17 protein-coding genes and 1 pseudogene are annotated in these 24,128 nt (G+C 57.5%); 6 read left to right on the top strand and 12 right to left on the bottom strand.

The features are described from left to right. Window positions 1-8: 8 nt before the first annotated feature. The 8 genes and pseudogenes from DW49_RS0109355 to bglX form a co-directional block, all read right to left on the bottom strand. Window positions 9-375, bottom strand: a pseudogene (locus DW49_RS0109355) (hypothetical protein). 503 nt (window positions 376-878) lie between these two features. Further along, a complete protein-coding gene (locus tag DW49_RS0109350) occupies window positions 879-2,204 on the bottom strand; it encodes an MFS transporter (protein WP_005620184.1) in 1,326 nt (441 codons plus the stop codon). A 212-nt stretch (window positions 2,205-2,416) separates the two neighbouring features. Continuing rightward, entirely contained in the window at window positions 2,417-3,973 is a 1,557-nt protein-coding gene (locus tag DW49_RS0109345) for a J domain-containing protein (RefSeq protein ID WP_005620182.1), read from the bottom strand. Beyond that, the gene (locus DW49_RS0109340) at window positions 3,970-5,664 is read right to left on the bottom strand and encodes a molecular chaperone HscC (protein ID WP_005620179.1); all 1,695 of its coding nucleotides are present in this window, start codon (window positions 5,662-5,664) and stop codon (window positions 3,970-3,972) included. The genes DW49_RS0109345 and DW49_RS0109340 overlap by 4 nt, the downstream gene beginning before the upstream one ends. Window positions 5,665-5,831: 167 nt before the next feature. After that, window positions 5,832-8,213, bottom strand: coding sequence for a PAS domain-containing protein (locus DW49_RS0109335; RefSeq protein ID WP_005620177.1), 2,382 nt, complete (start codon window positions 8,211-8,213; stop codon window positions 5,832-5,834). Between the two features lie 225 nt (window positions 8,214-8,438). After that, complete coding sequence (locus DW49_RS0109330; protein WP_020325826.1) at window positions 8,439-9,773, bottom strand: sigma-54-dependent transcriptional regulator; 1,335 nt, start codon at window positions 9,771-9,773, stop codon at window positions 8,439-8,441. A gap of 6 nt (window positions 9,774-9,779) precedes the next feature. Next, window positions 9,780-11,537: an ATP-binding protein gene (locus tag DW49_RS0109325; protein ID WP_024419769.1), complete on the bottom strand. Its 1,758-nt coding sequence runs from the start codon at window positions 11,535-11,537 to the stop codon at window positions 9,780-9,782. A 70-nt stretch (window positions 11,538-11,607) separates the two neighbouring features. Beyond that, complete coding sequence (bglX, locus tag DW49_RS0109320) at window positions 11,608-13,905, bottom strand: beta-glucosidase BglX (RefSeq protein WP_005620171.1); 2,298 nt, start codon at window positions 13,903-13,905, stop codon at window positions 11,608-11,610. Between the two features lie 329 nt (window positions 13,906-14,234). On the opposite strand from bglX, the gene DW49_RS0109315 reads away from it, so the two are divergent. Both DW49_RS0109315 and DW49_RS0109310 read left to right on the top strand, forming a co-directional pair. Next, window positions 14,235-14,918, top strand: coding sequence for a TPM domain-containing protein (locus DW49_RS0109315; RefSeq protein WP_029768470.1), 684 nt, complete (start codon window positions 14,235-14,237; stop codon window positions 14,916-14,918). 33 nt (window positions 14,919-14,951) lie between these two features. Next, a complete protein-coding gene (locus DW49_RS0109310; RefSeq protein WP_003381663.1) occupies window positions 14,952-15,569 on the top strand; it encodes a TPM domain-containing protein in 618 nt (205 codons plus the stop codon). Between the two features lie 58 nt (window positions 15,570-15,627). Here the strand turns inward: DW49_RS0109310 and DW49_RS0109305 are convergent, their stop codons facing one another. Then, window positions 15,628-16,644: an alpha-xenorhabdolysin family binary toxin subunit B gene (locus DW49_RS0109305; protein WP_005620164.1), complete on the bottom strand. Its 1,017-nt coding sequence runs from the start codon at window positions 16,642-16,644 to the stop codon at window positions 15,628-15,630. Beyond that, the gene (locus DW49_RS0109300; RefSeq protein ID WP_024419770.1) at window positions 16,641-17,864 is read right to left on the bottom strand and encodes an alpha-xenorhabdolysin family binary toxin subunit A; all 1,224 of its coding nucleotides are present in this window, start codon (window positions 17,862-17,864) and stop codon (window positions 16,641-16,643) included. The genes DW49_RS0109305 and DW49_RS0109300 overlap by 4 nt, the downstream gene beginning before the upstream one ends. Before the next feature lie 297 nt (window positions 17,865-18,161). On the opposite strand from DW49_RS0109300, the gene DW49_RS0109295 reads away from it, so the two are divergent. From DW49_RS0109295 to DW49_RS0109280, 4 genes are all read left to right on the top strand, one after another. Continuing rightward, window positions 18,162-19,382: a class I SAM-dependent methyltransferase gene (locus DW49_RS0109295; RefSeq protein WP_005620159.1), complete on the top strand. Its 1,221-nt coding sequence runs from the start codon at window positions 18,162-18,164 to the stop codon at window positions 19,380-19,382. A gap of 134 nt (window positions 19,383-19,516) precedes the next feature. Beyond that, entirely contained in the window at window positions 19,517-20,665 is a 1,149-nt protein-coding gene (gene yiaY, locus DW49_RS0109290) for an L-threonine dehydrogenase (protein ID WP_005620156.1), read from the top strand. A 24-nt stretch (window positions 20,666-20,689) separates the two neighbouring features. After that, window positions 20,690-21,136 (top strand): GNAT family N-acetyltransferase, encoded by a 447-nt coding sequence (locus DW49_RS0109285; RefSeq protein ID WP_005620153.1) that lies wholly within the window; start codon window positions 20,690-20,692, stop codon window positions 21,134-21,136. 135 nt (window positions 21,137-21,271) lie between these two features. Then, window positions 21,272-22,537 (top strand): pectate lyase family protein, encoded by a 1,266-nt coding sequence (locus tag DW49_RS0109280; protein ID WP_005620151.1) that lies wholly within the window; start codon window positions 21,272-21,274, stop codon window positions 22,535-22,537. Here DW49_RS0109280 and DW49_RS0109275 read toward each other — a convergent pair. Together DW49_RS0109275 and DW49_RS1000000134205 are read right to left on the bottom strand one after the other, a co-directional pair. Beyond that, the gene (locus tag DW49_RS0109275) at window positions 22,526-23,878 is read right to left on the bottom strand and encodes a Fic family protein (protein ID WP_005620149.1); all 1,353 of its coding nucleotides are present in this window, start codon (window positions 23,876-23,878) and stop codon (window positions 22,526-22,528) included. The two genes, DW49_RS0109280 and DW49_RS0109275, sit on opposite strands and share 12 nt — an antisense overlap. A 111-nt stretch (window positions 23,879-23,989) precedes the next feature. Continuing rightward, a partial coding sequence (locus DW49_RS1000000134205) for a type II toxin-antitoxin system RelE family toxin (RefSeq protein ID WP_420865880.1) occupies window positions 23,990-24,128 on the bottom strand: 139 nt, incomplete at its 5' end.

Genomic DNA, 24,128 nt, shown 5'->3' with positions numbered 1-24,128 from the left:
TGATGGGCTCATGGGTTAACGAACATAGTGCTGTGCATTGGCGGTGGATGCCAGAGCAGTGTGTGTTTCAGCCTGAGCCATAAATGAAGAAGCCCGGCATAAACCGGGCTTGGGGTGTTGCAGGGGCGATCAACCCAGACGATTGGCGCCTACGCGATCTGCACCGTCTGCGGCCAGGCGATTGGCACCGACGTGGTCAGCACCGTCAGCCGATACGCGAATCGAACCAACGTTAGTGTGCTTGGTGCCGCCTTCAGCAACGAGGGGGGCTTTGGACATATCGCTGTTGTTGAAGGTATCGACTGCTGGAAGCGCAAATGCGCTGGAAGCCAGAACAGAGAAAGCCAGGCCGAAGATTAATTTAGTGGTTTTCATGATGAAGTCTCCAATGAGTGTCGGGTGAGTTGTCATCCCGGTATGGAGGCAATGCTACGCGCCAGCGGATTATTAAGAAGTTAATAGGGTTGCTAGCGATCATCGCTGAAAATGATAGTTGGCTGGAGTGCGCTGATTTCGGGCCTTGCAGGGAGAATTGCATTGTAAGTGTGCAAATTCTGAAAAATCTTGTAATAAACTCACTTGACAAACTGGAAGTGTAATTTATTCAAGGTGTTATCGCGGATAAACGTTGAAAGTATGCACTGTATTGAAACACTTGGTTGCAAGTGCTGGAGCGATCTCGACGTTGGTTTGCGGTTGTTGTATCGATGGGGCAGATGGCAGCGCGCGGTTGCGACGCATATCACAGTCAAGTGGGGATCGCCATCCCAGGACGTGTATAAGCGTGAGCGCACAGCGTCGGAATGCCCTGGATCGAGGCTCCGCACTGCACGCTAATGCCCAGTCAGGCTTGTAGCGGCTATGGCTTGTTTGCTGAGTCAGTCAGTTTCGATACGCGAGTGCTTGCGGGTGTCTTTCATGAAGACATAGACCAGCAACGAACAGGCGATGCAGGCGGTGACGTACCAGTAATAGCCCGTCTCCAAGCCGACGCTCTTGAACCACAGTGCGATGTATTCCGCTGTGCCGCCGAAGATCGACACGGTCAGGGCATACGGCAGGCCGACGCCCAGTGCGCGGATCTCGGTCGGAAACAGTTCGGCTTTGACCACTGCGTTGATCGAGGTGTAGCCACTGACGATGATCAGCGCCGCCATGATCAGGAAGAACGCGCCCCACCAGGTTTGAATGGTGTACAAGGTGGTCAGGATCGGCACCGTGCACAGCGTGCCCAGTACGCCAAATGCAATCAGGATCGGACGTCGTCCTATCTTGTCGGACAGCGCCCCGACCACGGGCTGCAACAACATGAACAGAAACAGCGTCGCGGCCGATATCGAGGTCGAGTCGGTGATGCTCATGCCGACGGTGTTGACCAGGTACTTCTGCATGTACGTGGTGTAGGTATAGAAAGCCAGCGTACCGCCCATGGTCAGGCCGACCACGGTCATCAGTTCCTTGGGATGGCGCATCAACGTGCGCATCAGGCTTTCCTTGCGTTTTTCCTTTTTCTTGCGGGTGAACGACTCGGTTTCTTCCATGCCGCGACGCAGAAACAGCGCCACTACCGCACACAGGGCACCGATGACGAAAGGGATACGCCAGCCCCAGGCATACAACTGCTCGGTGGTCAGGGTCTGTTGCAACACAATCAATACGGCCAGCGCGATGAGCTGACCGGAAATCAGCGTGACGTACTGAAAGCTGGAGAAGAAGCCGCGACGCTCTTTGGTCGCCATCTCGCTGAGGTAGGTGGCCGAAGTACCGTACTCGCCGCCGACCGACAGGCCTTGCAGCAATCGGGCGAACACCAGCAGGATCGGAGCACCGACGCCAATGCTTTCGTAGCCAGGGGTCAGGGCGATGATCAGCGAGCCGAAACACATCAGCAGCACCGACGCCATCAGCGCGGCCTTGCGTCCTTTGTAGTCAGCGTACAGCCCCATCAGCCAGCCACCGATAGGTCGCATCAGAAAGCCGACGGCGAAGATCGCGGCGGTGTTGAGCAATTGGGCGGTGGTGTCGCCCTTGGGGAAGAACGCTTTGGCGAAGTACAGCGAGAAAGCTGCGTAGACGTACCAGTCGTACCACTCGACCATATTGCCGACCGAGCCACTGAAAATGGACTTGAGACGGCTGGAGGTGGTTTTCTGACCGGCGATGCTGGCTGCCGGCCCGTTGGAGGCGGGGTTGGAGGTTTCCATGGTGTTCCTTGTCTTTCATTATTTTTAGAGGAGGCATGTAATGCCCTGACCAGTTCCATAGCAGGAGCTGTGCCACACCGTGAGGGCCTGTTCCAGAGCGGTTTTGTCGAACGGATGAGCAAAAATCCGCTTACTCCCCGGTAGCGAGTAAGCGGAAAGTTGCCGAAGAGGGGCGTTGTTGCCGTGTCAGCCGATGGTTAGCTGAAGCTTGTTCAACTGCTCAGCTGTGACGCGAACAGGATAGTGCCCATGATGATGCTCACTGTGGTGAAGACCACCAACACGGTATGCCTCAGGTAAAACTGGCGAATTTTCTGTCGGGCGGACGCAGTCTGATGAAGGTAGCGATAGGGCGACAAGACAACCCACAGCACGGCAAGCAGCAGGTAAACCAGAAGCGTCCTTGGCCCACTGAGGGCATAGAACAGCCCGAGGAACAAAAACGGAATACCGTGGCGCAGAATCAATACCTGGGTGCCGGGCCAGCTTAAGGCTCTGGGCAGCAATTTTGTGCTCAACCAGGCATCAGCATGCTCTGCCAGCACCATCAGCGGACGCCAGATGCAGATAAAGATGAAGAAGCCGACCATGGTCCAGAAGGGCGACAGGAACACCATCATCACCCTTGTTCCCACATCGTATTCCGTACCCGCTGGTGGTAGCTGAGGCGCGAGCAGTTCCAGCAGGAACGCTCCGATGTACACCCAGATCATGGGCCTGAAATCGCTCTGCATACGCATCAGCTTCCAGGCGTTCAGGTCTGCCTCGGGGTAGCGCTGCAGGATGTCCGGGTAGCGGACGGTCAGTTGTTCACAAATATGCTCGCAGGCATTCCACACCGACTCGTCGTACTTTCTTGCCATGCGCAGGCGTGCGGCCAGACGAGGTGGCTTGAACAGCAAGTGCGCAGCCTTCGCTTCCGCCGTTTGTGGTGCTGAATCAAGAATTCGTCGCAGGTACTCGTCGTATTCGACTTCCTCCCAGCGGTCCCGCAACGCCTGCCACAGGTCCTCAGGGCCGGGGTGAACGTTATGCCCCATGCTCCAGCCAAACATCGCACTGATCTGTTCGAACAAGTCCGACGTCAGGTTTTTGCTGGCAATCAGCAACACCATGCACCGGCATTGCAAATACTCGCGGCGCTCCAGTTCGGTCAGCCAGGGTTGCTGTTCGAGTGCCTGCAGCTCCTCCAGAAAGCGTGTGTGCTCACCACATTCGATCAGCAGACCAAACCCGGTGAACGCATCGTGAAAAATCGCCTCTGCCAATGCATGCTGTTGATAACTGCTGATTTGAATGCTTTGCCAGACCGTCAGCCAGCGCAAGTGCTCGAAGGCGGCCTTGATCAACTCGACACGCTGCGCCGAGTCGTTCAGGCATTGCGCCAATAACAGCTGTTGAAAGCGTTCGCTGTGCCCTTGATCCAATGCAATCTGATGGCGCGTTGGCAGGTTCTGCGCGTCGGTCTGCCTGACCTGTTCAAGCCAATCGATACCGCAAGGTTGCTCGATAGCCGTCATGATCGGCGCAGTTTGAAGCGGGGCGGGCGAGGGCGTTATCAGCGGCTGATTCGGTGTAACAGGCTCGTCATCTTCCACAGTACGAGCCCGCGCCAGTTGCAGTGCCCGTTCGTAAGCGTCACGAAGGTTCTGGAAGGCAACCGGGTCCTCATCGGGCCGGTTGACCTTCAACAACTTAGCATAGCTGCGTTTGATACTGCGCTCGTCGGCACCCTGGTCCAGCTCGAGAACGGCCCAGCAGTCCATCATCGTGTGCCCTGCTCGAACTTATCGACTTCCTGCTTGAGCTGCTTGCGTACTTCGTTGATCTGACGCTCGTCCTGACTTTCCAAAACATGCTGGAACTGCGAGGTCCAGTAGCCGATGAGTTCTCGATCACTGCCCAGGCATTCCTGATACAGGCGTTCAAGTCGGGCAATCAGGTGAGTATTGGCTTGCTGTTCGCGCGGATGAACCTTGAGTGCTTCCAGTACCTGAAGGCGCTCCTGTATTTCTTCTGGCGTCATGACACCAGGATTGTTTTCGATGACCAGCGTGTGACGTTCCCCCGTCAACAGTGTCATCACGTCGGCCTCCAGCAAGCCGTTGTTGTCATACGTGAAGCGCACATCCAGCGCGACTTCGCCAGCCTTGGCCTTAGGGATCGGAAGGTGCAGCTCGCCCAGCGCGATGTTGTCCTTGACCATACGACTTTCGCCCTGAAATATCCGGACCAGCACGTGCTCCTGATCATCGGCTACGTTGTAGACAGTCTTTACCCGGCTGACAGGTACGACGCTGTTGCGCTCGATGATGGGCAGGTAATGACCGCTTTCATAGCGGTTGGCGATTTGCTGAGTGGTCTCGATACCCAGGGTGTATGGGCACACGTCGGTCAGCACGATTTCTTCCAGCGCGGCGTCGCGCTGCTTGAGCGCGGCCTGTACCGCTGCGCCCTGAGCGACGATTTCATCGGGGTTGAGCGCAATGGACGGGAAACGCCCGAACAGGCTGGCCGCAAGCTTGCGTATCAGCGGCATGCGCGTCGTGCCGCCCACCAGCAGGATCTCGTCGAGGTCGGCTACGCGTATCCGCGCATCACGAAGCGCCCGCTCGGCTGGCGCACGAAGACGGTTCAGCAGGGGCGCGAACAGCTCGCTCATCTGCTCTTGCGTGATGGTCTTGCGCCATTCCCGGTCTGCATGGCGCAGGACGAAGTCGGTCGTGCTGTCCTGCCCGAGCGCTTTGCGAACCCGCTCGGCTTCGCGCTTAAGGGCAGGGGCGATTTGCGTTGGCGAGGGGAAATCCGGTTCGTTGCGATGCAGTTTTTGAAAGTGTTCGACCATCAGATTGTCGAAGTCTTCACCGCCCAGAAAGTTGTCGCCCGCGCTGGCCCGCACTTCCATAACGCCATCGAACAGTTCAAGAATCGAGATATCGAACGTGCCGCCGCCCAGGTCGAAGACCAGAAACGAGGTCTCGCCTTCCTTCTGGTGCAGCCCGTACGCGAGGGCTGCCGCTGTTGGCTCATTGATGAGCTTTTCGACTTTCAGGCCCGCCAGCTCCCCGGCGATACGCGTCGCTTTGCGTTGAGCGTCGCTGAAATAAGCGGGAACACTGATGACTGCCTCGGTTACAGGCTCGCCAAATGCGCGCTCGACGTCGGCTTTCAGGCTTTTGAGGACCAGCGAGGACAACTCTTCCGGGCGATAGGTGCCAGAGCCGAGGCGAATTTCCTGAGCGCTGCCCATGTAGCGTTTGAATAGCGCTGTGGTTTTCTCCGGATGGGTCTGCAGGCGTTCGCGTGCGGCCTTGCCGACCAGTATCTGCCCGTCGTCGTCCAGCCCGACAACGCTTGGGGTCAGTGTTTCACCCAATGCATTGGTGACCAGCTCGCTGCTGCCGTCGCGCCAGACAGCCACCAGGCTGTTGGTGGTGCCCAGATCAATACCGACGATCATCTCGAAACGCTCCCTGCTTGAAGGTTGTCGCACTATTTTGCGTGATTTTGAATCAAGGCAGCGTGCGCTGTCTCGATTTTGTGACCCCGTACTGCACTTTCGTACCCGAAAAAAAGTCAGCGGTGGGCATCAGCGAAACGAACAGCCAGATGCCCTCAGGCACACGTTCACGACCTGTGGTCCACGCTGCGGCCCACGGCCTTGTGCAGCAAGGCCGCCAGGTCGTCTCTGGAATAGGGTTTCTGCAACAGGTCGAAGCGGTGTGTTTCGTCCTGCGCGAGTGTTGCAAATTCAGTGCTGTAGCCGGTCGTCAGGACCACCGGCATCCAGGGGTAGCACGCCTCGATTTCGGCGTACAGCTCCAGCCCGCTCATGCCCGGCATGGCGATGTCGGAGAACACCACATGAAAGTTTTCCGGGTTGCCGGAAAGCTCCTGTAACGCATCACTGGCACTCGATACCCAGAGCACTTGAAAACCCAGCTGTTCAAGCATCGGACGTGTGTAAGTGCCGATGTCCTGATTGTCTTCGACCATCAGTACGCATAAACCGGGCCGTGCGGCGAGCGTCAGGTTGCAGTCTTCTGCTGCGCGCTCATGAGCTTCGACGCTGGGCAGGCACAGGGTGAAACGGCTGCCGCTGCCCAGTTCGCTTTCGACCAGAACTTCACCGCCCGATTGCTTGGCAAAACCAAATACCTGCGAAAGGCCCAGCCCTGTGCCCTGGCCCACACTCTTGGTGGTATAGAACGGCTCGAAGATCTGGCTGAGTTTATCCTTGGCAATACCTTCGCCGGTGTCGATCAGCGACACCGTCACGTAGTCGCCCGCGCTGAGCGAGGAGGGCAGGCTGGCCGACGAACAGGTTACGCAGTCAACCTTGATGACGAGCCGGCCAGAGCCTGACATCGCATCACGGGCGTTGACCACCATGTTCACCAGCGCGGTATCGAACTGGCTGCCATCGGCGAAGATAAAGCCCGGCTCGGCAGGCAAGTCGATGTGCACCTGAATGCGCGAGCCGGTGAGTGTGTCCATCATTTCGCCGATGCGTGCCACGCTTTTGCAGACATCGAACACTTCAGGCTGCAATGCCTGACGGCGGGCAAAGGCCAGCAACTGGCCGGTCAGGCGCGCCGCGCGGTCTACGGTGCTGGAAATGGCCTCGACGTATTTAACCCGGCGCGGCTCTTCAAGGTTTGCAGATTTCAGCAGGTCGCTGCACGAGCGGATAACCGTCAACAGGTTATTGAAGTCATGCGCCACACCGCCGGTCAGTTGGCCTATGGCTTCCAGTTTCTGCGCCTGATGCAGGGCGTCGCGAGAAAGCCGCAGCGCTTCGTTGGCCTCTTCTTCGGCCTGGATGTCGCGCCCGACGGCATGGATAAACTGTTTGTCCGGCACCGCCGTCCAGGAAATGGTCCGGTATGAGCCGTCCCTATGGCGATAGCGATTCTTGAAGTGCGGAATATTCTGGCCGTTTTCCAGGCCGCTCATGGCCGCCAGGGTATTGTTCACATCGTCCGGGTGCACCAGCCCCAGAAACTGGCTGTCGAGCAGTTGTTTTTCCGGCCAGCCCAGTGCCTGGGTCCACGCCGGGTTGACCGCGGAAATGATCCCGTCGAATTGCGCCACCAGCATCAGGTCGGTCGATAGCCGCCAGATGCGGTCGCGGTCCTGGGTGCGCTCGACCACGCGTTGCTCAAGTGTCTCGTTGAGCGTGCGCAGAGCTTCTTCCGCATTTCTGAGCTGGGTCATGTCCCGAGACACGCACAGGATTTTCTCAGGTTTACCATCCTTGCCGAAAATCGGGCCGACCTGTACGTGCCACCATTTGACGGTGCCGGCGATGGTTTGCGCCGAGCCCATGAAGCTGGCGTTCTGGCCGGCGCGGGCAGCTTCTACTGCGGCGATGGCGTCCAGGTTGCCCTGGTCCTGCCAGAAGTCAGGCCAGGGGCAGCCGACGATCTCGTTGAAATCGCTGACTTCCATGATGCGCTGGCCGCCTTCGCTCATGAAGGTCAGGCGCGAATCAAGGTCCAGCACTTTGATGCAATCGTTGATGCTCGACAGAACCCGATTGGTAAACGCTTCGTTCTGGGACTGCCGGGCCTGAGCGGTGACCTGAGACGTGGTTTCGTTGACCCGGCAGAAGACGCCTTCAATCAGGCCGCTATCACCATAAAGAGGTGAATAGGACAGCGACCACCAGGTCTGCTCGGACTTGCCGTCGCGCACGAGCACTCGCTGAATATCGTCGGACCGGCAACTGTGCCCGGCGAGCGCTTGTTCTGCCAGCGGACGCACGGCTTCCCACGCATCGCCCCAGATCGCAGCGATCGGTTGCCCTTGCGCTTGGTGTGCGGGTACGGGCAAGACCTGGCTGTAAGCATCATTGAAGAACAGGGTGAAATCCGCTCCCCACAGCAGGTACATGCTGTCCGGGCAACTGAGCATCAGGTTCAGCGAAGACAGTAACGCGGTGGGCCATGCTTGCTTCGGTCCAAGCGCAGACGTCGACCAGTCTGTCTCTCGGGTAAGCCTGCCCATTTCGCCGCCTCCCAGTGGGAGGTCGAGGGGAGTATTCACGGTAGAAAATGCCCCATCTTTCGTGCTGTCAAGGTAGGCTGAATAGCCAAGGCAAGCATGATGTCATTATGCCCCGCCTATATCCAGCCATCACGACTCCATATAGCCGCGAACAGTATGCAGACCCGGCGCTGCGCGAAATGTTCGTTTATCACTTGAAGATGCCGTAAGGAGCAGGCAAACACCTCAGCCGAGAAACATTTCCCGCACCAGAGCATGACGCTGCATTTTCTCGTTCAGCGTCCGTCGGGGCAATTGCAACTCGTTGAGCACAGCCTTGATATCGCCTTTGTGGCGGGTCAGTGAGGCACGCAGACATTGCGCTTCAAAGGCTTCCTGACGCGCCGCCAGTGAATGCCCCGGCAGTTGAGTGTCGGCCTGCGGTGGCGTCATTTCCAGGCCCAGGGTCTGCCGCTCGGCCGCATTGGCGAGTTCGCGCACATTGCCGGGCCAGTCATGGCTGAGCAACTGGCTCAGGCGCGCGGCGCTCAGGGCGGGCACCTCACGTCCCATACGCTCGGCGGCGGCCCTGCTGAAATGGCTGAACAGTTGCGCAATGTCCTCAAGCCGGTCGCGCAGCGGTGGCAAACGCAACTCGGCGACGTTCAGGCGGTAGGCCAGGTCCTCGCGGAAGCGCCCGGCGCGAGCTTCTTCGAGCAGGTCCGGTTTGGTCGCCGCAATAATCCGCAGGTCAACCTTTATGCTCTGGTTGGAGCCCAGCCTTTCAAGGCACTTGTCCTGCAGGACGCGCAGCAGCTTGACCTGTTGCGCCAGCGGCATGCTCTCTATTTCATCGAGAAACACCGTGCCGCCGTCGGCGTATTCCAGCCGCCCGATACGCTTGCCCTGCGCGCCGGTAAATGCGCCGCTTTCGTGCCCGAACAGCTCGGCCTCGAACAGGTGTTCCGGGATGGCGGCACAGTTGAGTGCTACGAAGGGTTTGCCGGCGCGCGGGCCGAAGTCGTGAAGGCAGCGAGCAACCAGCTCTTTGCCGCTGCCGGTTTCACCGCGAATGATCACGTTGACAGGCAGTTGCGACAACTCCAGCACCTGGCGCCGCAGGGTCTGCAGGCTTGGGGATACGCCGAGCAGGGTGGCGTCCAGCCGGGTTCTGGCGTCGGCCTGTTCATGCAGGCGACGGTTTTCCAGTACCAGTTGGCGTTTTTCCAGCGCGCGCCGCAGGTTGCTGATCAACGTTTCCGGGCTGAATGGCTTTTCCAGAAAATCATAGGCACCTTCGCGCATTGCCTCTACAGCCATAGGCACATCGCCGTGGCCGGTCAGCAGAATGACGGGCAGGTCCCGGTCAAGGGCGTGCAGATGGGTCAGCAATTGCAGGCCGGTCATGCCCGGCATGCGTACATCGGTCAGCACCACGCCCGGGAAATGCTCTGGTATCTGCGCCAGACACTCTTCGGCGCGGGCGAAGACCTGCACCTCGAAACCTGACAGCATCAGCCATTGTTCGACGGCTTGCCGGATAGGTGCCTCGTCGTCTACCACGATGACCGAGTTCAGCATCACAGGTCAGGTCTCCAGAAAGTCATTAGGCAGGCTGAACCAGAACCGCGCACCATCGGCATGGTTTTCAGCAGTCAGTTGCCCGCCCAGTTCGTGAATGATCGCGAATGACACCGCCAGACCAAGGCCAAGACCATCGCCCACCGGTTTGGTGGTGAAGAACGGATCGAACAGGCTCGCCATATGTTCTGCAGCGATTCCTGCGCCGCTGTCGCTGACGCTGAGCCGCCAATGGCTATTGCAAGCATCGATACGTACTTCGAGGCGTCTGGACGGGCGCTCTCGCATGGCATCCAGTGCGTTGCGCAACAGATTGATCAGCACCTGCTCCAGACGTATCGCATCACCGCGCACCCAGGCGGGCCGTGCCAGGTGCAGCGCGCAGTCAATGCGTTCTTCGCGCAGACGCGGTTCGAGCAGCAACAAGGCCTGATCAACGACGGTGGCCAGGTCCAGGCGCTCGCGCAGGCCGCTGGGGCTCTTGCGCGCAAAGGTTTTCAGGTGGCCGGTCAGTGCGGCCATGCGGGTCAGTTGTTGATCCACTGGCACCAGCGCCTTGTAGGCTTCATCGATTCGGCCCTGATCCAGCAACAGGCGCAGGGTTGCCAGTTGCATGCGCTGGGCGGTCAGCGGCTGATTGATTTCATGAGCCAGCGCCGCTGACATCTGCCCCAGCGCGGCAAGTTTGGCCGACTGCACAAGGCCGTCCTGCGCGGTTTGCAGATCACGGGTGCGCTCTTGTACCAAACGTTCAAGTTCGTCATGGTTGCGCTCGCGTAACCGCGCCAGTCGCCAGCGCTGGTAAAGAAACAGGCCCAGAAACACAGTGGCCAGCCAGATACCAGCGGCAGCAAGCGCGGCGTTGCGAACGTCCTCACTGGAGACGGGCGGCTTGCGCAGCAGGTGCAACGTCCAGTTTTCGTCGGGCAGCGGCAGCGACTGCCAGAGGTAATCAGTTGCGCCGTCCGGGCCTTCAATACGGCTCAAGTGGCTGTTTTCACCGAAACGCTCAAGCACCCGACTGCGCAGCAGTGACAGTGATTTCTTGTCGTACTGGCGGGTGCGCAACAGATCGGCACGGCCCTCTACTGAAATGGGCAGCAGCTCGCGATAGCGCCAGCCAGCCCGATTGGCGATGAAGACAATGCCTTTCTCGTCGCTGACCAGCAGCAGGTCGTCACCCTGGCCCCATTCCTGTTCAAGGTTCGGAAACTCCAGTTTGACCACCATCGCGCCCATGAATGCCCCCGCATCGTCCACGACCGCACTGGACAGAAAGTACCCTGGAATGCCGGTGGTCACACCCACCGCGTAGAAACGCCCGGTGCCCTGGGCTCGGGTTTGCAGGAAGTAGGGGCGAAAACCGTAATTGTGGCCAAGGTAGCTGTTGGGCGTGCGCCAGTTGCTCGCGCCAATCGCAAGGCCGTGCAGGTCGAGCAATTCGAGGGTCGAGGAGTGCGCCGCGCTGTTGATCTTCTCCAGCTTGGTGTTGAGCGCGTTTTGCACCTCTTCGGTCACCGGGCCGTTTAATGCGGCACGAATTTCCGGGTCCAGTGCCAGAACCGAGGGAAGGGCGCGATAACGCTCGATGAGGGTGTGCAGGGTGTTGGCATACAGCGCCAGTTGCCCACCGGCACGCGCGGCATCTTCTGACAGCGTATGACGCTGCGCCTGACGCATTGCAAGTCCGGACGACAGTGCAGCGCCGGCCAGAATCAACAGCACGTAAAGGGTGATGCGCCAGTAGCGATGCTTGAGGGTCATGTTGCGGCCTGATCGGACTCCATTGGCGTGTTGGCGAGTGAGTGCTCGCCAACACGCCAATGGGCGGGCGTTACAACAGGTTGAAAGTGGCTTCTTTCACAGTCTGTGAGTCCAGGCCGATCATTACCTTGAATTCGCCGGGTTCTGCAGCGTACTTGAGCTCGCTGTTGTAGAACTTCAGGTCGTCTTCGCTGAGGGTGAAGGTAACGACTTTTTCCTCACCAGGCTCGAGCATTACCTTGTCGAAGTTTTTCAGCTCCTTGACCGGGCGACTGATCGACGCCGCCACATCGTGCAGGTACAGCTGCACAATGGTAGCGCCCGCCACCTTGCCGGTGTTCTTCACGGTCACGCTGGCGGTGAGCTTGCCTTTGCGCGCCATGTTGGCATCCGACAGCTTGATGTCCGAGACGTCGAACTGCGTGTAGCTCAGGCCAAAACCGAACGGGAACAGCGGGCCATTGGGCTCTTCGAAGTAATGCGAGGTGTAGTTGCCCGGCTTGCCTTCGTGGTACGGACGACCCGTGTTCAGGTGCGCGTAGTAGACCGGCAGTTGGCCAATCGAACGCGGGAACGACATGGCCAGTTTGCCCGACGGGTTGTAGTCGCCGAACAGCACGTCAGCCACGGCATTGCCGCCTTCGGTGCCCGGGAACCAGGTTTCGAGCATGGCGTCTGCCTGCTCCTGTTCGTCGACCAGTACCAGCGGACGACCATTCATCAGCACCAGCACCAACGGCTTGCCAGTGGCCTTCAGCGCCTTGATCAGATCACGTTGCTTGCCTGGAATGTTCAGGCTGCTGCGGCTGGCCGATTCGTGGGACATGCCACGCGACTCGCCTACCACGGCAACGATTACATCGGACTGCTCGGCGACCTTGACGGCTTCGTCGATCATTTCCTGCGCCGGGCGCGGGTCGGTCTCTACTTCCTTCTCGATGAAGTTCAGGTAAGTGAGTACGTGTTCATTGTCACTGACGTTGGCGCCGCGGGCGTAAAGCAGTTTGGCTTTGTCGCCGACCGCATTGGCCAGACCTTCATACACGGTGACCGACTGAGCGGGACGGCCAGCAGCCGACCAACTGCCAAGCATGTCGAGGTGACTTTGTGCCAGCCCGCCAATGACTGCGATGGTGCCCTGTTTCTTCAGCGGCAGCGTGTCGTTCTGGTTTTTCAGCAGGACCAGCGTCTTGCGCGCGACATCGCGGGCTTCGGCGCGGTGCAAGCGGTCGTCGGAATACGTGTCGGCCGGATCATCGGCGGCAACGCCAATGCGCCCGTAAGGCGAGGCGAACAGGCCCATGTCGTACTTGGCACCCAGCACTTCACGCACGGCGCTGTCGATTTCCTTCATGGAGACCTCGCCGTCCTTGACCAGACCGGGCAACTGCTCGCCATAGGCCACATCGTTCATGCTGAGGTCGACGCCAGCCTTGATTGCCAGCTTGGCAGCTTCGCGGTAATCCTTGGCCACGCCGTGTTCGATCAGTTCCTTGATCGCGCCGTGGTCGCTGATGGTCACGCCCTTGAAGCCCCAGTCCTTGCGTAGCAGGTCCTGCATCAGCCATTTATTGGAGGTGGTCGGGACGCCATTGATCGAGTTGAGTGCGACCATGATGCCGCCAGCCCCGGCATCGATGCCGGCCTTGTAAGGCGGCAGATAGTCCTGGTACATGCGCGTCATGCTCATGTCCACTGTGTTGTAGTCACGCCCGCCCTCGACCGCGCCATACAGGGCGAAGTGCTTGACGGCGGCCATGATGCTGTCGTTCGCAGCGACGTTCTTGCCCTGAAAAGACCGGACCATCACGTCGGAAATGCGTGACACCAGATAAGTGTCCTCGCCAAAGCCTTCGGAGCTACGGCCCCAGCGCGGATCGCGGGAAATGTCGACCATAGGCGCAAAGGTCATATCGATGCTGTCGGCACTCGCCTCTTTAGCCGAGACACGACCCATCAGGGCGACGGCGTCCATGTCCCAACTGGCGGCCATGCCCAGGCTGATCGGGAAAATCGTGCGATGGCCGTGAACGACGTCATAGGCAAAGAACATCGGAATCTTCAGGCGGCTGTTGGCAACAGCGGCTTCCTGCAGCGGACGGTTTTCCGAGCGTGTAATGGAGTTGAACGTGCCGCCGATTCTTCCGGCAGCAATTTCCTTGAGAATTTGCGGCTGCGGCATTTCCCCGCTGATACTGATCAAACGCAACTGGCCGATCTTTTCGTCCAGAGTCATTTGTTTCATCAGTTTGCCGATGAAGGCATTCTTGGCCTGAAGCGTTGTATTGTCCGTGGCGGCAGCGCTTTGGGCCATCAGTGACTGACTGGCCATACCGACCAGAAAACCTAATAAACACAGCTTATTCATGAATGATTTCTCAAGGCTTTTGTCAGCAACTCGCGTTTAATGTCTGACAGCCAGTTTTTGGGTTATGGACCTTTGGCGTTATGGTTCGGGCAGGACGCAAGGATAGTTGCCATCCGCTTCACTGCACGAAGTCTTCCCAAGGTGTGTACGAAAATGGTGATTTGATTGATTTTTGTACAAACCCTGTCTGATCGATTATTGACCGTACCGGGTGTCGGCGATGGATTATGCCGGGGAAGTTGTGTTTTGGCTAAGGCGTGTCGTTTCAATAGATTCAAAAAAGCACCGGAGGTCTGATTTTGAAGTCTGTTTCACGGTTGATGTTGTACATGGTGATGCTTTTGGGAGGGGTATTTCGTGCCGACGCGCAGGAGCCTGCACTGGTATTTCCGCCGATGACCGGTAGCGTGGTCGATGCTGCGCAGATGCTCGACAGCCAGACCACGGTTCGCCTGGCCAGACTGCTACGTGCCCACGAGCAGGCAACCGGTGAGCGGGTAGTGGTGGTGACCCAGGCTGATCTGCAGGGGGCGAGCCTCGAGGAATTCGGCGCTCGGCTGGGCGATGCGTGGGGGTTGGGGCTGCACGGCGAGGACGACAGCGTGCTGCTGATGATCGACCGTGACAAGCGCAAGGTGTTCATGGAGGTCGGCGCTGCCTTGCAGGATCGTCTCAGTGATGCGCAGAGTTCGTTGATCATCGACATGCTGATGACCCCCGAGTTTGACGATGGCCGCTTTGCTGTCGGAATAGAGCGCGGTGCCCGTGCGGTTATCGCAGCGCTGGGCGGTCAGATACCTGACTATCCTGAACCGACACGGCAGATGGCTGGCTATGAAGAGCAGGCCAGTGACGACCAGGTCTGGCTGTTCGCTGTTGTGCTGACCCTTATTGTGTTGGCGATTGTGGTCATCAGCATCAGGCGCGGTGCCGCTGCACGGCCTGCACGTGACAGAACCGCTGAGCTCAGCGGCGGGCGCTTCGGTGGCGGCGGCGCTTCAGGCAACTGGTAGTTGATTGATTCGGGATGAGGGAATGAGTGAACCATGGCGTTATTGAACAAAGACGAACAGCGGCAAGTCGCTGAGGCGATTGACCGCGTCGAGCAACGTACCGATGCCGAGCTGGTCACGGTGCTGGCCGCTCGTTCCGATGACTATGCGTACATGCCGCTGATCTGGGCCGGGCTGATCGGCCTTTTGCTGCCGGGTACGGTCAATTACTGTGTTCAGTGGTTGAGCGCGGATGAGCTGATGCTGGCACAGATGAGCACGTTCATTATCGTTGCGCTGGCGTGCCGCATCCCGAAAGTGTCCGCCTTGCTGGTGCCAGTCTCGGTCAGACGCTGGCGTGCCGGTAACCTGGCGCGTCGGCAGTTCCTCGAACAGAACCTGCACAAGACCCATGACGGCACCGGCATTCTGGTTTTTGTCAGCGAGGCCGAGCGTTACGTCGAAATTCTGGTCGATCACGGCATAGCCAGTCGCCTGCACGACGACACCTGGAAGGCCATGGTTGATGTGTTCACTCAACAGGTTCGGGACGGGCAGATTTTGCAGGGTTTTCTGGGTTGTATTCACGCCTGTGGCGAGTTGCTTGCCGATCACGTTCCGGTGACCCACGGCAAAAACGAACTGCCCAACAGGCTGGTGGTGCTGGGTTAAGAACAAGAAAGCAGGTGTCGATTTGATCGCCACCTGCCTTTGTTGAAACCCGTGCGGGTCAGACAATACGTTTTACGTCGTGAAACGATTTTATGTAAGTTTGTAGTTCTTCGACCTGCTGGCTGATCAGCGTCGAAGTATCAACGGGCGACGTTATCTGATCCAGAAAATGGTAGAGCGATTGATAAACCTTTTTCGCCTCTTGTACCCAAAGCGCTTTGCTCTGAGCAACGCCTGCGAGCGCTGTCAACTCGTCGAGTTTTTCTTTGATTACCTTTGCTTCCCGGGTAGCCGTGCGAGACTCTTCGAGGAGGGCGTTATAGCGCGACCTCAGTCTGTCGCGTTCTTCAATGAGGTCAAGGTATTTCAGGGCGCTGCTGACCCTGTCGAGTAGTTTTCCGAGTCTGGCAATCCCGGCGTTGACCAACGCAAGTTCCGGCGATGTCATGGTGACCAGATTGAGCTCCTCCGGAGTGGGCAACATTTCCTTGAACACGTCTGCAAGATTGTATTCTTCAAATGTCTTGATGGTGGCGTCAAGCAGGCGTCGATCGGCGGTGATTTCACCCATCGTGCTTTCCAGCGCTGCTGAGCGTAGGGTCATGCTGTCGATCTGTTCCTGGAGTGTCTCAAGCAAGCGATTGCCTTCCAGCTTCAGGTTGATCTGCGCCATATCATCGCTGTGCCCGGCAATGGCTTGAGCGCTGCGGCGCACTACAGTGGTGAGATTCGATACCTGCCGAATGCGCTGCCCGTTCAACAGGCTGATCGCTTGTTGTTTCTGTTTGTCGCTGAGCCTTGCGTCGGCTTTAATCAGTTGTCGTTTCTGATCGATCGACTTCAGGTTTACGTTATTCAACTGTACGGTGACAGTGGCCAGTTCCTGGCTATAGACCTTGTCTGCACTCATCAAGGCGTCCTGAAGCGGCCGCATTTTTTCTTTCATGACCGGCAGAAAGTCCAGCTTTAGCGCGGTCACTTGCGCAAGAATATTCTGGCGTGCGGATTTCATGACTTCAGTGTCAGGCGGGGTGAGGATCAACAGCTCACTCAGGGTTTTAGTGCTCATGCTCATCGTCCCACTACAATAACGGGTTGTTGTTCGCGTTGAAACTGATCCAACGCACTGTCAAATATCTTGAGTAGCTGAGTCGTCATGCCCCTTATTTCCAGCCAGGGTGTGACTACGCCTTGAAACTGCAGGGCGAAAATCATCAGCGCCTGATCGTCAGTGATCGCCGCCAGTTCATTGGCAGAGCTGTCGATGTACGCTGCCAGCATGGTCCAGAGGTCTTTCAGATGGGTGGCGCTCTGATGAGCGTCCATCATGCGAATGTTCATGTCTTCGAAGAGTATTTGCAGGCTGCGCACGGCGGCCGCTAAAGGAACTTTTTCCTTGAGTATTTGAACTTTCTGATTCTTGGAAGCCACCATCCGATTTTTTTCTTTTCGGATTTTCTCCGCTTTGGCGCCAAAAATACCTCCCGTGATAGCGACCCCGATGGGCCCGCCGAAACCACCCCAGGCAACATTAGTCATGGCGGATTTATACTCTTTGTTTTTCTCCTCGATCTCCTTCGTCAGTTGTTCGATATCTTTTTCCAGGTCCTTGATCTGCTGGTCCAGGTCAGAGCGACGTGCCAGTTTTACCTTGTCGTTGATACCAGGAATGAGTTGAACGCTCAGCACGGTACTGAACGTGTCGATGTGTTGCGCCAATGTGCCTGCAGCGTGCTGGTGATTCTTTATCTGAGAGGCGGTCTTTTTCAGAAACGCTGCCAGCGTGATACAGACTTTTTGGTCGGTTTCACCCAAGGGAACCAGCTTTTTTTCGCGGACCTCTTCGATGGTCAAGTCGGCAACGCTCAGATCCATCTGTCTGGCAAAATCCATCTTTTCGATGTAGTTGATGATCTGTTGGCCCTGCCCCGAGAATTGCGCGGCAAACAAGTCAATGGCGAACCCACTGCGCTTGATGTCATCCTCGATACCCAGCCAGCTCTTGCCATGGTTATTGATTGCCCGGTAAGTCACCAGCATATCTTTAGGCTCAAGCCCGGGAATACCACTTTTCGTAAAACCCAATTGCTGTTCGACACGAGGAAGCGAGGTGGGAATATTCAGGGCATGACGCTCGTAACGCTTCAGACTGAGGATGTCTTCCCTGGTCAGAATAAGTGCGGCGCTCCGGCCACCGTTTTTTTCATCATCGAGTATGACGCTCAAGTACTCTACGGGTTTTAAAGTAACCCGTGCGATGTATTCGTTCTCTAATAGTGCTGCTTGACTTAACATACTGCACGTTCCTTGTGCGGGTTATTTTTCTGGAGTAACTGTTCTCCAAAAGTGTGATCTGATTACGTGTAATCAGTCAGGGCGACTATAAAGATGTTTTTGTACGGTGCAAGTAATGGCCCGTGGTTTTCGGCAGGGATTACTTTACCGGTTATGTGCGTTTCACCGTGGCCTGTAGGGCAATGCGAACAGTGTGTGTAGTCTTTGAAAAATAGGGGTGCCCATGACGCGTTGACGCGCCTAAAATGCCGCTCTGATTTTTCGAGTCCCGGCCGGGACGCCTGAGGCACATTTTCAATGTCAGTCATTACCTCCACGTCACCCATCGCTGCGACCGATCATCTCGCGCAGTTCCTCGGCCTGCTGGAGACCAGTCTGTCGCAGAACGCGCTGATCAAGCTGGTCCTGGCCAAATACGTGGGCAGCGAAGCCGAGTTGCAGCGGATCATCATCAAGCCACTGACCGTCAAGGAGCAGCCGTGCCTGAGCTTTGTGTATCGCTACAAGACGCGCGATATCACCAAGAACTTTCCGCTTTCCGAGGCGGTAGCCGTTATTGCCAGCCTGATACCTGAATCGTTCAAAAACGCGCACCTGCTGTCATTGAGCGATGAAGTCCAGCTGGAATTCAGCAAGAAGGGCAAGACCACGCTGTTCAAAAGCAAGGCTCAGCAAGAGCGTGAAGCGCCTTCGGCCGGGCATGATCGCGAGAAAAAGCGTTATCTGGAGCTGACCCGCCCGTTCCTCGCCGATCTGGGTGTGACCAACAGGCAGCATGAGCTGATCCCGGCCATGTCGCGCAAGTGGAAGCAGATCAACAAGTTCATCGAAGTGTTTTCCCATGCGTTGAGCTCATCGCCACTCAAACTGGATCAACCGATCAAGGTGGCAGATTTCGGCTCGGGCAAGGGCTACCTGACCTTCGCCATTCACGATTACCTGTGCAATACCTTGCAGGCGCAAGGGCAGGTGACCGGCGTCGAGTTGCGCGAGGACATGGTCACGCTGTGCAATAACGCCGCTGCCGGGCTTGAACACCCCGGCCTGACGTTCCAGCACGGCGACGTGCGCAGCGTCGCGCCCCGTGCACTGGATGTGATGATCGCGCTGCACGCCTGTGACATCGCGACTGACTACGCCATTCATATGGGCATTCGCTCCGGCGCCTCGATCATCATGTGCTCGCCGTGCTGCCACAAGCAGATCCGCTTGCAGATCCAGAGCCCGGCACTGTTGAAACCCATGCTGCAATACGGTCTGCACATGGGCCAGCAGGCAGAAATGGTCACTGACAGCCTGCGTGCGCTGCTGCTGGAAGCGTGCGGTTATGAAACCAAGGTCTTTGAGTTCATCTCTCTGGAACACACCAACAAGAACAAGATGATCCTCGCCGTCAAACGCGCCGAACCGGCCAATCCTGCCCAGTTGCTGGTGCGTATCCAGGAGCTCAAGGCGTTTTACGGCATCAGTGAGCAGTGCCTTGAAACACTGCTTCAGGCGGACGGTTTTCTCGGCTGACAGCATTTATCGCGCTGACGACCGGCGGTAAGGTCTTTGACCGGTTGTATTGCGCTGGATCAACGTCCGCGCCTCGCGCAAGGCGGATGCTTGGGCTATCACCCGAGCGTCCGAGCCATTCACGAGGATCCGTCATGAGCAGCACTTTTTTCATTCCAGCAGTGAACATCATTGGGGCTGGCTGTATCGATGAGGCCATGCTCGCCATACGCAAATACGGATTTCTCAAGGCGCTGATCGTCACCGATGCAGGGCTGGCCAAGGCCGGCGTGGCCAGCCAGGTCGCCGGGCTGCTGGTGGAGCAGGGCATCGACTCGGTGGTGTATGACGGTGCCAGACCCAACCCGACCATCGCCAACGTCGAAAACGGCCTGGCTTTGCTGCGGGAACGTCAGTGCGATTTCGTGATTTCTCTGGGTGGTGGCTCACCCCACGACTGCGCCAAGGGCATTGCCCTGTGCGCCAGCAACGGCGGTCACATCAGCGACTATGAAGGCGTCGACCGTTCGGCAAAACCGCAGTTGCCGCTGATTGCGATCAACACTACCGCCGGAACCGCCAGCGAGATGACCCGCTTCTGCATCATCACCGATGAAGCGCGTCACGTAAAAATGGCCATCATCGACCGCAACGTAACACCCCTGTTATCCGTCAACGACCCCAACATGATGATCGCCATGCCCAAGTCACTGACCGCCGCCACCGGTATGGATGCCTTGACCCACGCCATCGAAGCGTATGTGTCGACCGCCGCCACGCCGATCACCGACGCCTGCGCATTGCAGGCCATGTCATTGATCGCCAACAACCTGCGAGAGGCCGTCAGCAACGGGACCAACATCACGGCGCGCGAGAACATGGCCTATGCCCAGTTTCTCGCCGGCATGGCTTTCAACAATGCCTCGCTGGGTTACGTGCACGCGATGGCGCATCAACTGGGCGGCTTCTATGATTTGCCACATGGCGTATGCAATGCCGTGCTGCTGCCTCATGTGCAGCGTTTCAACGCGAGCGTCAGTGCTGCACGCCTGACCGATGTTGCCCATGCAATGGGGGCCAGTGTTCGTGGTCTGTCGCCGGAAGAAGGCGCGCATGCGGCGATCGAGGCCATCCGGACCTTGTCTGCTGCGGTTGAGATCCCGGCGGGCCTGACGGCACTGGGCGTCAAGGAAGAGGATTTCCCTGTTCTTGCCGCCAATGCATTGAAAGACGCTTGCGGTTTCACCAACCCGCGCCCGGCGGATCTTGAGCAGATTCAGGAACTGTTCCGCCAGGCACTTTGATTTCTGGATAAAACAGACTCGCACATGGACATGCTCAGGCCTTACACGCTCGCGGACCGGGATATCTGTCTGGATATTTTCGATAGCAACGTGCCGCGTTATTTTGACCCGGTGGAGCGCAAGCAATTTGCCAGCTTCCTCATGGCTCCGCTGGGTCACTACTTCGTTGTCGAACGCGAGGGGGCTGTGCTGGCGTGCGGCGGCTATCTCGTGCTGTCGGACCCTGCTGTGGCCGAGCTCACATGGGGCATGGTGCACGGTGAGCACCACGGCAGCGGTCTTGGCAGGTTTCTGACCGAGGCACGGCTGGATGTCATGCAATCGTTACCGGGTGTCACCCGAGCCCACATCAATACCAGCCAGCACGTTCAGGGGTTCTATTCAGGTCTGGGGTTTGTCGTGAGCGCCATCAAGGCGGATGGGCATGGTCGCGGAATCGACAGCGTCAAAATGGATCTGGCGTTCCGGTAAACCATGTACATGCCCGCGCTTTTCATCTGAACAGGGGCTGACGAAAGCGGCAGAACATGAGCCATGCGGGCCACTGTCCGTTTAGCATCCAGATTGTTTTCGCGGCTCCCGCGAATATGCCTGGAAGCTCAGTTGATGAGGCCCCTGCCGTTTGTTCTGAAAAGCCGCTTCATGCAATGCGCTGCTGCTGTGTTGCTGACGCTTGCAGGGCCGCAGTACTTGCCAGCGGCTGACCTGCCGGAAGGTTTTGCCAAAGGCGTCACCGGTGGCGGGGCGGCAGTTGCTGTGCACCCATCGACCCTTGATGATCTTCGATCAGCGTTGTGTGCGTCCCATGACGCGCACGGTGCGTGCACTGACCAAACCCCAAGAGTCATTGTGCTGGACCACCTGTTCGACTTTCGTGGCAGCGTCGTTGCCAACGGCAGCGCCGAAACCACTGCCTCAGGCTGTGTCGTCAAGCCCTGTGCGCAGGGTGGAGAGCAGCTCGCACTCAATGGCGCCAACGACTTCTGCCAATCCAGGCCAGCGGTCATGGTGACCTACGACAATGCCGGGTTGAAGCCATTGAAAGTTGGCTCGAACAAGACGCTGATCGGTGCAGGCGACAAGGCGGGCATTGCAGGCACAGGGCTGTTCATCGGTGACGGCGCGCACAACGTGATTGTGCGTAACCTGACGCTTTCAGACATCAACCCCAGTGTCGTATGGGGCGGGGATGCGCTCACCCTGAACAAGGCCGATGGTGTATGGATCGACCACAACACCTTTGCCCGCATTGGCAGGCAAATGATCGTAACCGGCTGGGGCACCGCTTCACACGTCACTATTTCCAGCAATGAATTCGATGGCCGCACGCCTTACTCATCGACCTGCGATGGCCATCATTACTGGGTCTGGCTGTTCCTCGGCAGTCAGGACACGTTGACGTTATCGAGAAACTACCTGCACGACACGTCCGGCAGGGCACCGCATTCCGGCGGAATGAAAGATGCTCAAATCCGCGCTCAACTGGTCAACAACGTGTTTCAGCGCATGACCTACCAAGGCGCAATCATGTCGCGTACCTCATCCTCAACGTTGCTGGTAGAGGGGAACGACTTCGAAAACGTAGCCCATCCTCTGTTCAACGATACGGACCAGCCGGGTACGGCATTCGCTTTGTTCGAGCCGGTTTCAGCGGCTGAGAACAGCACGTGTATGAGCGTGATCGGCAGGCCTTGTGTAGCGAATCAGCAACGGGCCAGCGGCGAAGACTATCGCCCGCAGGACGCCTCCGCTTTGCAGGCGTTCCGGGATTATCGGCAGTACCTGATGGTGCCGGTCTCGGCGCAAGAAGCTCGGGCGCGGGTGCCGGGGGAGGCAGGGGTGGGGAAGGTGGGTGTTGGTTTACGGCCTTGATTTGACTGTCTGGGTTGTATCGATCATCGAGTAAACCCACTCGCTGCCGGTCTTCACTTTGTGAAACAGTTGCAGGTCCACCAAACCATTCAGCACAGTTGCCGCTGTGTTGTAAGCACATCCCAGTTTGTTTTTGACATCGGTTACGGTGAAAGACGTTATGCCTGAAGAGTTGGCCGCGTTGAAGATTATTCGTTGTTTATCAGACAGCTTCGCATACAGCCCCGACTCATAAAGGAACGCGTTGAAGCGATCAATTGCTGCCACGGCCGCTTCATGATTTCTCGTAAATTCCTGAATGGCCCGCGCAATGACCTGGCATTGATAATCGATGAAGTACGTCAGGTCCATGTCATCCGTTTCGGTGTACAGGTAGCTTTTGCCATACTTGACCGGCGCGATTTTCAGAAGCCTGCTGATGGCGAGATACCTGAATCCGCCAAAACCGCATTTGAACAGGTACCCATAAAATAATGACCTGGCGACTCGACCGTTGCCATCATGAAAGGGATGTTCATAACCGATGACGAAATGCAGGATGATCGCCTTTATCAACGGATGAATGTAGGTTGGACTGTCTATGTGCGAGTGCTCTTTATTCGCCCATGCGACAACCGACAGAAGCCTTTTCTGAATACCGTGAGCGGGCGGTGGCTGATGAACGATGTTGCCGTTACCGTCCTCGACGACAACGTCATCCACCGACCGTAGTTCGCCTGGCCGATAACGCTCGTCTTCTATCCCTTCGACGCCCACTTGGTGCAGATCGGTTAACAGCTCAAGCGACAGCTCCTGGTCCCGGAATTCCCAGGCATGTTGCATCATCCGGAAGTTGCCGATGATCATCTTTTCATCTTGGGTCCGGGCACCACGCTTTCTTTTCAGCAGTTCCTTAGCCACCTTGGTCGTCGTTGCCGCTCCTTCGAGCTGGCTGCTGCTGATCGCCTCGTCTTCGACCAGATCGTTGAGCAGGTATTTCAATTGTCTGGATTCTCCGATTCTGGAGCACATCCATTCCAGCGCTGCCGTGGTCGTGTTCTGATCACAGGCAGACACAGCCATCTGCATCGCAGGCGTATAAAGAAAACCGCAGGGCCGTGACGGTTCACTTAGAGAAATGGCCGTCACAAGCTGGCGATTCCTGGCTTGCCTGACGACCGACCAGGCCAGATCTGCATTCAGAGACTTCGGAAACCTGAAACGCAGCGTGTCGAAATGCAGATAGCGCCCCTGCGCATCGAAGGGCTGCGCAAGCTCAAGGTAAGCGTCTGCCTGATCAGCATGGTCGCTGATAATCCTGGCGAATGGATTCTGGATGAGCGTGGGCGGCGACTTGACCATGATTTCAAATTTCCGGGAATTTGAGATGGAGAGTACGGATGTTGGGGTTTGATTTCAATTTTTAGCGAAATTGAAATCAATGAAAACCCGCCGAAGCGGGTTTTTTGGAAGTCAGACCCGCCGGTATGCGGCTTCGTAAACTTCGTCATCGCGTCGAGCTCCCACACACAGAACCAGCACGATTTCAGTACCGTTGATGCGATACACGATACGAACATCTCCTGTCCGGATTGCGGATTCCACGACCATC

Origin of the sequence: Pseudomonas avellanae BPIC 631, assembly GCF_000444135.1 — a bacterium.
GTDB lineage: Bacteria > Pseudomonadota > Gammaproteobacteria > Pseudomonadales > Pseudomonadaceae > Aquipseudomonas > Aquipseudomonas avellanae.
Note: the sequence above shows the minus strand (reverse complement) of the source record. Positions and strands in the feature narration are given on the sequence as shown.